A 9509-nucleotide genomic window follows, 5' to 3' on the forward strand; every position below is an offset into this window, starting at 1 on the left:
CGGAAGGGCGAGTGGCATGAAGTTGGGTTTGCAGCTCGGATACTGGGGCGCACAACCGCCGACCAACCACGCGGAGCTCGTCGCCACCGCCGAGGACGCCGGCTTCGACACCGTGTTCACCGCGGAAGCCTGGGGCTCGGACGCGTACACACCGCTGGCGTGGTGGGGCCGCGAGACGACCCGGATGCGGCTGGGCACGTCGGTGATCCAATTGTCGGCGCGCACCCCGACCGCGTGCGCGATGGCCGCGTTGACGCTCGACCACCTCTCCGGCGGTCGGCACATCCTCGGCCTGGGCGTCTCCGGGCCCCAGGTGGTCGAGGGCTGGTACGGCGCGAAGTTCCCCAAGCCGCTGGCGCGCACCCGGGAGTACATCGACATCCTGCGCCAGGTCTGGGCGCGGGAAGCCCCCGTCCACAGCGACGGGCCGCACTATCCGCTGCCGCTGACGGGTGAGGGCACCACCGGGCTGGGCAAGAACCTCAAACCGATCACCCATCCGCTGCGCGCCGACATCCCCGTCATGCTCGGCGCCGAAGGGCCCAAGAACGTCGCACTGGCCGCCGAGATCGCCGACGGTTGGCTCCCGATCTTCTACTCCCCGCGCATCGGGGCCATGTACAACGAATGGCTCGACGAGGGTTTCGCGCGCCCCGGTGCCCGGCGCACGAGGGAGACGTTCGAGATCTGCGCGACGGCGCAGGTGGTCGTCACCGACGACCGGCCCGCGATCATGGAGCTGATGAAGCCGCACCTGGCGCTCTACATGGGCGGAATGGGCGCCGAGGACACCAACTTCCACGCCGACGTCTACCGGCGCATGGGCTATGCCGAGGTCGTCGACGACGTCACCAAGCTCTTCCGATCGGGCACCGAGGACGGTAAAGCGCAAGCGGCCAAGGTCATCCCCGACGAGCTGGTCGACGATTCCGCCATCGTCGGTGACCTCGCCTATGTCCAGGAGCAGATCAAGGCGTGGGAGGCGTCCGGCGTCACGATGATGGTCGTCGGAGCCCGTTCGCCCGAACAGATCCGCGACCTGGCCGCCCTGGTCTGACCGTCCCTTGCCGAAATCGACTAGACACTTCCTTGCCGAGTGTCTAGTGCGCGTTCTAGATTGACGGTGTGACCGGTACCACCTCTCCGTCCCAGCACACCATCGGCGACACCGTCCTGACGATGCCCGTGCGTGTGCGCACCGCGCATCAGCACACGGCGATGTTCGTCGTCGACGCCGACGCCGCACAGCGCATGATCGACTACAGCGGCCTGCGGGTCTGCCGCTTCGGCAGGCAGAATCGCCGCGCGCTCGTGGTGCTGATGCTCATGCGCTACGAGGACACCGACCTGGGCCGGTATTACGAGTACGGCACCAACGTGATGGTGAACCCGCCCGAAGCCCCCGGGGCCACCGGCCTGCAGGCGCTGCAATCGGCGGGTGCGTTCGTCCACCACCTTCCCGTGGACCAGTCGTTCACGCTCGAGGCGGGACGGACCATCTGGGGGTATCCGAAGCTGATGGCCGACTTCACCGTTCGCGGGTCGAAGGACGGGTTCGGCACCGGCCGTCAGTTCGGTTTCGACGTGAGCATCGGCGGCGAGCGCGTCGTCAGCATGGACTTCACCGCCGGCCTGCCCGTCCCGTCGGCACTCAGCGGCCGCCGGCAGGTGCACTCCACGTACTCGCACCTCGACGGCGTCACGCGCGAGACCGAGGGGGAGATGGTGCTCTCCGGTGTGCGGTACCGCCCGGGGGGCGTTCGTCTCCGGCTTGGCGAACATCCGTACGCCGCAGAGCTTTCGGCCCTAGGCTTGCCCAAACGCGCGCTCGTGTCGAGCTCGGCGGTCAACGTCGACATGACCTTCGCCGACTCCCGGATCATCAGGTAGGAACCCCATGACCTCAACACTGTCCGGCCAGACCGTCAATCTGGATGTCGATCTCGCCGACGGCAACTTCTACGCAGACGGGGTCGCGGCCCGCGAGGCGTATCGCTGGATGCGGGCCAATCAGCCGGTCTTCCGCGACCGCAACGGCCTCGCGGCGGCGACCACCTACAGTGCCGTGCTGGACGCAGAACGCAATCCCGAGCTCTTCTCCAGCACGGGTGGCATCCGGCCGGATCAGCCGGGCATGCCGTACATGATCGACATGGACGATCCCGCACACGTGCTGCGGCGCAAGCTGGTCAATTCCGGCTTCACCCGCAAGCGCGTGATGGACAAGGTGCCGTCGATCGAAAAGCTGTGCGACACACTGATCGACGCCGTCTGCGAGCGGGGCGAGTGCGATTTCGTCCGCGACATCGCCGCCCCGCTGCCGATGGCGGTCATCGGCGACATGCTCGGCGTGCTGCCCGAAGAACGAGACATGCTGCTCACGTGGTCCGACGACCTGGTGTGCGGGCTCTCCTCGACCGTCGATGACCAGGTCATCCAGAAGCTGATGGAGACCTTCGCGGCGTACACGGCGTTCACGATGGAGGTGATCGCCGACCGCCGGGCCAACCCGCGCGACGACCTGTTCTCGATCCTGGTCAACGCCGAGGTCGAGGGTTCCCGGATGTCGGACGACGAGATCGTGTTCGAGACGCTGCTGATCCTCATCGGCGGCGACGAGACCACTCGGCACACCCTGTCCGGCGGCACCGAACAGCTGCTGCGTCACCAGGACCAGTGGCGGCAGTTGGTGGCGGACCCGGATCTGCTGCCCGGCGCGATCGAGGAGATGCTGCGCTGGACCTCGCCGGTGAAGAACATGTGCCGGACGCTGACCGCCGACACGGACTTTCACGGGACGTCGCTGAAGTCCGGCGAGAAGATCATGCTGATGTTCGAATCCGCGAACTTCGACGAGGCGGTCTTCGGCGATCCGGAGAACTTCCGGATCGACCGGAACCCGAACAGCCACGTCGCCTTCGGGTTCGGCACCCACTTCTGCCTGGGCAACCAGCTGGCCCGCCTCGAGCTGAAGATCATGCTCGGCAAGGTCCTGCAGCGCCTGCCGGATCTGCGGCTGGCCGACGAGACGATGCTGCCGCTGCGGCCGGCGAACTTCGTCAGCGGCCTGGAATCGATGCCTGTGGTGTTCACGCCGTCGAAGCCCGTCGGCGCCTGACCCACGCGAGCGTGGGCCTCGTGCACGGGATTCGGTCGATTCCCGGGCACAGGGCCCACGTTCGGCGCGCTACTTCATCTGGAAGTTCGGCGGCCGCTTCTCCTTGAAGGCCCGAGGGCCTTCCTTGGCGTCCTCGGACAGGAACACCGGGATGCCGTTGGCGGTGTCGGGCTTGAAGGCCTCTTCCTCGTGCAGGCCCTCGGCCTCGCGGATGGTCTTCAGGATCGCCTGCACGGCCAGCGGGCCGTTGTTGTTGATCACCTCGGCGATCTCCAGAGCCTTGTCCAGGGCCGTGCCGTCGGGGACGACATACCCGATCAGCCCGTACTCCTTGGCTTCGGCGGCGGTGATGTGGCGGCCGGTCAGCAGCAGGTCGCACGCGATCGTGTACGGGATCTGGCGTGGCAGGCGGACCGCCGACCCGCCCATCGGGTAGAGGCTCCACTTGGCCTCGGAGATACCGAATTTGGCGCTCTCGCCGGCGATCCGGATGTCGGTGCCCTGCAGGATCTCGGTGCCGCCCGCGATCGCGGGGCCCTCGACGGCGGCGATCAGCGGCTTGGTCAGGCGGCGGCCCTTGAGCAGGCCCTCGATCTTCGACGGGTCGTAGCTGCCGTCCTTGAACGAGTCGCCCGGCGGTTTCTTCGATGCGGCCTTGAGGTCCATGCCCGCGCAGAAGTAGCCACCGGCGCCGGTCAGGATGCACGTCCGGATCTCGGGATCCTCGTCGACGCGGTTCCAGGCGTCGACCATGATCGAGAGCATCTCGCCTGAGAGCGCGTTGCGCGACTCCGGCCGGTTCAGCGTCACGATCAGCGTGTGTCCCCGCTGCTCAACGAGGGCATCGGGACCTTTCTGGGGCTCGCTCACGGGTGTGCGCCTTTCATCATCGAAGACAGCGACTTGTCTCGAAATGTAACACGTTCTAATTTAGACCCGTGGCTCTGAACATCGCCGATCTTGCCGAGCACGCCATCGACGCCGTGCCTGACCGAGTCGCCCTCATCTCGGGTGACGAACAGCTGACCTACGCGCAGTTGGAGGAGAAGGCCAATCGCCTGGCGCACTACCTCCTCGACCAGGGCGTCAAGAAGGACGACAAGGTCGGCCTCTACTGCCGCAACCGCATCGAGATCGTCATCGGCATGCTCGGCATCATCAAGGCCGGCGCCATCCTGGTGAACGTCAACTTCCGCTACGTCGAGGGCGAGCTGAAGTACCTGTTCGACAACTCGGACATGGTCGCGCTGGTGCACGAGCGCCGGTACGCAGACCGCGTGGCCAATGTGCTGCCCGAGACCCCGCTGGTGAAGACGATCCTCGTGGTCGAGGACGGCTCCGACGACGACTATCAGCGCTACGGCGGCGTCGAGTTCTACTCCGCGCTCGAACAGGGCTCTCCCGAACGCGATTTCGGCCCTCGCAGTGAGGACGACATCTACCTGCTCTACACGGGCGGCACCACGGGGTTCCCCAAGGGCGTCATGTGGCGTCACGAGGACATCTACCGCGTGCTGTTCGGCGGCACCGACTTCGCGACCGGTGAGCCGTACGCCGACGAGTACGACCTGTCCAAGCAGGCGGCGGCGAACCCGCCGATGGTGCGCTACCCGATCCCGCCGATGATCCACGGCGCGACGCAGTCGTGCACGTGGATGTCGATCTTCTCCGGCCAGACCACGGTGCTCACACCGGAATTCGACGCCGATTCGGTCTGGCGCACGATCCACGACCACAAGGTGAACCTGCTGTTCTTCACCGGTGACGCGATGGCCCGCCCGCTGCTCGACGCGTTGCTGGCGCATCAGGACGCCGGGAACACCTACGACCTCGACTCGCTGTTCCTGCTCGCCAGCACCGCGGCCCTGTTCTCCACCAGCCTCAAGGAGAAGTTCCTCGAGCTGCTGCCCAACCGGGTCATCACCGACTCGATCGGCTCGTCGGAGACCGGTTTCGGCGGCACCAGCGTGGTGGCCAAGGGGCAGTCCCACACCGGCGGTCCGCGCGTGACCATCGACAAGAACACCAAGGTGCTCGACGAGGACGGCAACGAGGTCGAGCCGGGCTCGGGCAAGCGCGGCATCATCGCCAAGTGCGGGCACATCCCGGTCGGCTACTTCAAGGACGAGAAGAAGACGGCCGAGACCTTCCGGACCTACCACGGGGTGCGCTACGCGATCCCCGGTGACTACGCCGAGGTCGAGGCGGACGGCACCGTGACGATGCTGGGCCGCGGCTCGGTGTCGATCAACTCCGGCGGCGAGAAGATCTATCCCGAAGAGGTGGAGGCGGCGCTCAAGGGCCACCCCGACGTCTTCGACGCACTCGTGGTGGGTGTCCCCGATCCGCGCTTCGGCCAGCACGTCGCCGCCGTGGTGCAGGCCCGGGAGGGCACCCGCCCGTCCCTGGCCGACCTCGATGCGTTCGTGCGCAAGGAGATCGCGGGATACAAGGTGCCGCGCAGTCTGTGGCTCGTCGACGAGGTGAAGCGCTCGCCCGCGGGCAAGCCGGACTACCGGTGGGCCAAGGACGTCACCGAGGAGCGCCCGGCCGACGAAGTCCACGAGAAGCACGCAGCAACCAGCTCCTAGGCAGGAAAGACCATGAGAACCGAACTCTGCGATCGCTTCGGCATCGACTACCCGCTGTTCGTCTTCACCCCGTCGGAGAAGGTCGCCGCCGCGGTGAGTAAGGCCGGCGGGCTCGGTGTGCTCGGATGCGTGCGCTTCAACGACGCCGACGACCTCGAGAACGTCCTGCAGTGGATGGACGCCAACACCGACGGCAAGCCCTACGGCGTCGACATCGTGATGCCGGCGAAGATCCCCACCGAGGGCACGTCCGTCGACATCAACAAGCTCATCCCCGCCGAGCACCGCGAATTCGTCGACAAGACCCTCGCCGACCTCGGCGTGCCTCCGCTGCCCGAGGACGAGGAACGCTCCGAAGGCGTTCTGGGTTGGTTGCATTCGGTGGCCCGCAGCCACGTCGAGGTCGCGCTCAAGCACCCGATCAAGCTGATCGCCAACGCGCTCGGCTCCCCGCCCAAGGACGTCATCGACCAGGTCCACGAGGCCGGGGTTCCGGTCGCTGCGCTCGCCGGATCGCCGAAACATGCTCTGCGACATGTGGAGAACGGCGTCGACATCGTCGTCGCCCAGGGCCATGAGGCGGGCGGACACACCGGCGAGATCGGCTCGATGGTCCTGTGGCCCGAGATCGTCGACGCGCTCGATGGCAGGGCCCCGGTGCTGGCCGCCGGCGGCATCGGCACGGGCCGCCAGGTCGCTGCCGCGCTTGCCCTCGGCGCACAGGGCGTCTGGATGGGATCGGCGTTCCTCACGTCGGCCGAATACGACCTCGGTGTGCGGCTGGAGTCGGGCCGTTCGGTCATCCAGGAGGCGATGCTGCACGCGACCTCCGCCGACACGGTCCGCCGCCGCATCTACACCGGCAAGCCGGCCCGTCTGCTCAAGAGTCGCTGGACCGACGCCTGGGACGCCGAGGGTGCTCCCGAGCCGCTGCCGATGCCGCTGCAGAACATCCTCGTCAGCGAGGCGCATCAGCGGATGAGCGAGTCGAGCGACCCGACCGCCGTCGCGATGCCGGTCGGTCAGATCGTGGGGCGGATGAACGAGATCCGGCCCGTCGCCGACATCGTCGCCGAACTGGTCAGCGGGTTCGAGGAAGCATCGAAGCGCCTGGACGGCATCCGCGAGGGCTGAGCCCGGCGTATAAAGCAGAGGTGAACGGCGCCCGCGCTCTGCTGACCACGCTCGTCGACAACGGCGTGGACGTGTGCTTCGCCAACCCCGGTACCTCGGAGATGCACTTCGTCGCCGCACTGGACGAGGTGCCGCAGATGCGGGCCGTGCTGACACTGTTCGAAGGCGTCGCCACCGGGGCCGCCGACGGGTATGCCCGGCTGGCCGGGAAACCCGCCGCGGTGCTGCTGCATCTCGGCCCTGGCCTGGGCAACGGGCTGGCGAACCTGCACAACGCGCGGCGGGCGCACGTTCCGATGGTCGTGGTCGTCGGTGACCATGCGACCCACCACAAGAAGTTCGACGCCCCGCTGGAATCCGACATCGACTCGGTCGCCCACACCGTCTCGGGATGGGTGCGCCGCACGCTGCACACCGCGGACGTCGCCATCGACGCGGCCGAGGCGGTCACGGCCGGCCGCGCCGGCGTCATCTCGACGTTGATCCTGCCCGCCGATGTGTCGTGGGGCGACGGGGAACTCCTGGAAGCCCTGCCGACGTCATCGCCGTCGCTCGACGTCGACGCGGAAGCCGTGCGGGACGCCGCAGCGGCGCTCAGCTCCGGAGCGCCCACGGTCCTGCTGGTGGGCGGCGATGCGACGACGGTTCCGGGACTCTCGGCGGCGGTGCGCATCGCCGAGCCCACCGGCGCGAGGGTGCTGTGCGAGACGTTCCCGACGCGCCTGCAGCGCGGCGCCGGCGTGCCCGGGGTCGAGCGTCTCGCCTACTTCGCCGAGGCCGCCGAAGCGCAGCTCGCCGGTACCGAACATCTGATCCTGGCCGGCGCGGCAGCGCCGGTGTCGTTCTTCGCCTACCCGGGCCGCGCCGGCGACCTGGTGCCGCCCGGATGCGAAGTGCACACGCTCGCAGGGTATTCCGGTGCGACCGCCGCCCTGGAGATGCTGGCCGAGGACCTCGCGAGCGGAATCGTCGCGCCGGTGGCGCAGCCGAGGCGCCCGGAGATCCCGTCGGGCGATCTCACCGCGTTCTCCGCCGCGGCGGTGATCGGGGCGATGCTGCCCGAGGGTGCCGTCATCGTCGACGAATCCAACACCGCGGGAATCGGACTGGCCGACGCGACGGCCGGGTCACCCGCCCACGACGTGCTGACCCTGACGGGCGGGGCGATCGGCTACGGCATGCCTGCGGCGATCGGCGCCGCGCTGGCGGCACCCGACCGTCCGGTCCTGTCGCTGCAGGCGGACGGGTCGGCCATGTACACCCTGTCGGCACTGTGGACCCAGGCGCGCGAGAGCCTGGACATCACCACGGTCATCCTGGCCAACGGCGCCTACGACATCCTCAAGATCGAACTGCAGCGCGTCGGGGCGGCCGATGGCTCGGCGCCGGGCCCCAGCGCCCGCCGGCTGCTCGACCTCGGTAGTCCGACCATCGATTTCGTGCGCATCGCCGAGGGAATGGGGGTCCCCGCCCGGCGCGCGCGGACGGCCGAGGAATTGGCAGAGGCGCTGGCCGAGGCGTTCGCGACGCCGGGCCCGCATCTCATCGAGGCCGTGGTCCCGTCGCTGGTGTCCGATTCGTTCAAGACCGCGCCGGTAGCGGGGGCCTAACGTCGCGGGCATGGACGTACGTGTGACCTCAGCAGCCATCGAGATCGTCTCGAAGGACCTCGACCGATCGCTCGCTTTCTATCGTCTGGTGGGTTTGGCGGTGCCCGCCGCCGACGGTCCGCACGTCGAGGTCGATCTGCCCGGCGGTGGCAAGCTGACCTTCGACACCGAGGAGACCATTGCGGGGCTGCATGAGGGCTGGACACCGCCCACCCAGTCCGGCCGGGTCGTGATCGGTTTCGAGCTGAACTCACCCGCCTCCGTGGATGGCCTGTACGAGAAGCTGACCGCCGCTGGCTATTCCGGCATTCTGGAGCCGTTCGACGCCTTCTGGGGGCACCGCTACGCGACGGTCGCGGATCCCGACGGAACGTCGGTCGACCTGTACGCCGCGCTCGCCACCTGACCCACGGACTGCCCGGCCAGGGCCCGAACCTCGCGATGGAGATGGGGCTGGTCTGCATAGCCCGACGCGTGCGCCGTGTCAGCGGCCGACATGCCCCCGCGCAGGAGGTGCACTGCTCGCCGGAACCGCAGGATCCGCCGCAGCAGTGCCGGGCCGTAGCCGTAGGCGGCAACGCTGTGGCGTTGCAGATTCCTTGCCGAACAACCGAGTTCGTCGGCCACCGACCGCACCGAAGCGCTTGCTGCGAAGCGGGTGGTGACGTGGGTGAGCTGGTCGACGGTCCAGGGCGCGGTCGTTCGGGTGGCCTCGGTGCGCAGGAGATGCGTGACGACCGTCCGCAGCGATGCGCCTGCCGCGTCGGGCCGGACGGACGCCAGCGGGACCCGCTCACCGCGGAACTCGGATGCCGGCACCCCGAGTAGGCGAGGGAGGGCGCCCGGCCGGAAGCGGATTCCGGTGGCGATGCGCGATGTGTGGTGGCTGACGAAGGCGGTGGTGTCCGGGCCGGCGACTACGATCGCATCGTCGATCTCGATGAGGTCCATGCAGCCGTCGGGCAGGATCCGGGCCGGACCGGCCCGGTCGGTCACCCACACGCATTCGGCGAGATCTCGCAGTGCCGGGGGTGCCGGCCTCTCGCGGTAGCTCAC

9 protein-coding genes are annotated in these 9509 nt (G+C 68.3%); 7 read left to right on the top strand and 2 right to left on the bottom strand.

The features are described 5' to 3' along the window. The first annotated feature begins 16 nt into the window (after nucleotides 1-16). The 3 genes from FHR72_RS10495 to FHR72_RS10505 all read left to right on the top strand — a co-directional run bounded on the left by FHR72_RS10495 (nucleotide 17) and on the right by FHR72_RS10505 (nucleotide 3118). Nucleotides 17-1057, top strand: a complete 1041-nt coding sequence (locus FHR72_RS10495) for an LLM class F420-dependent oxidoreductase (protein WP_183467913.1) — start codon at nucleotides 17-19, stop codon at nucleotides 1055-1057. A 122-nt stretch (nucleotides 1058-1179) separates the two neighbouring features. Continuing rightward, nucleotides 1180-1890 (top strand): acetoacetate decarboxylase family protein, encoded by a 711-nt coding sequence (locus tag FHR72_RS10500; protein WP_183468423.1) that lies wholly within the window; start codon nucleotides 1180-1182, stop codon nucleotides 1888-1890. 7 nt (nucleotides 1891-1897) lie between these two features. After that, nucleotides 1898-3118: a cytochrome P450 gene (locus FHR72_RS10505; protein WP_183467914.1), complete on the top strand. Its 1221-nt coding sequence runs from the start codon at nucleotides 1898-1900 to the stop codon at nucleotides 3116-3118. A gap of 69 nt (nucleotides 3119-3187) precedes the next feature. On the opposite strand, the gene FHR72_RS10510 is transcribed toward FHR72_RS10505, so the two are convergent. Next, nucleotides 3188-3988, bottom strand: coding sequence for a crotonase/enoyl-CoA hydratase family protein (locus tag FHR72_RS10510; RefSeq protein WP_183467915.1), 801 nt, complete (start codon nucleotides 3986-3988; stop codon nucleotides 3188-3190). Between the two features lie 68 nt (nucleotides 3989-4056). Here FHR72_RS10510 and FHR72_RS10515 point away from each other — a divergent pair, with 68 nt between their 5' ends. Genes FHR72_RS10515 through FHR72_RS10530 form a run of 4 tightly spaced genes read left to right on the top strand, consistent with a single transcriptional unit; the run spans nucleotide 4057 to nucleotide 8859 of the window. After that, nucleotides 4057-5709: a medium/long-chain-fatty-acid--CoA/3-oxocholest-4-en-26-oate--CoA ligase gene (locus tag FHR72_RS10515; RefSeq protein ID WP_183467916.1), complete on the top strand. Its 1653-nt coding sequence runs from the start codon at nucleotides 4057-4059 to the stop codon at nucleotides 5707-5709. A 12-nt stretch (nucleotides 5710-5721) separates the two neighbouring features. Then, nucleotides 5722-6843 (top strand): NAD(P)H-dependent flavin oxidoreductase, encoded by a 1122-nt coding sequence (locus FHR72_RS10520; RefSeq protein WP_183467917.1) that lies wholly within the window; start codon nucleotides 5722-5724, stop codon nucleotides 6841-6843. 20 nt (nucleotides 6844-6863) lie between these two features. After that, nucleotides 6864-8453, top strand: a complete 1590-nt coding sequence (locus tag FHR72_RS10525; protein WP_183467918.1) for an acetolactate synthase large subunit — start codon at nucleotides 6864-6866, stop codon at nucleotides 8451-8453. Between the two features lie 10 nt (nucleotides 8454-8463). Then, complete coding sequence (locus FHR72_RS10530) at nucleotides 8464-8859, top strand: VOC family protein (protein WP_183467919.1); 396 nt, start codon at nucleotides 8464-8466, stop codon at nucleotides 8857-8859. Here FHR72_RS10530 and FHR72_RS10535 read toward each other — a convergent pair. After that, nucleotides 8796-9509, bottom strand: coding sequence for a DUF6597 domain-containing transcriptional factor (locus FHR72_RS10535; RefSeq protein WP_183467920.1), 714 nt, complete (start codon nucleotides 9507-9509; stop codon nucleotides 8796-8798). The two genes, FHR72_RS10530 and FHR72_RS10535, sit on opposite strands and share 64 nt — an antisense overlap.

It is taken from the genome of Mycolicibacterium iranicum (genome assembly GCF_014190915.1).
GTDB lineage: Bacteria > Actinomycetota > Actinomycetes > Mycobacteriales > Mycobacteriaceae > Mycobacterium > Mycobacterium iranicum_B.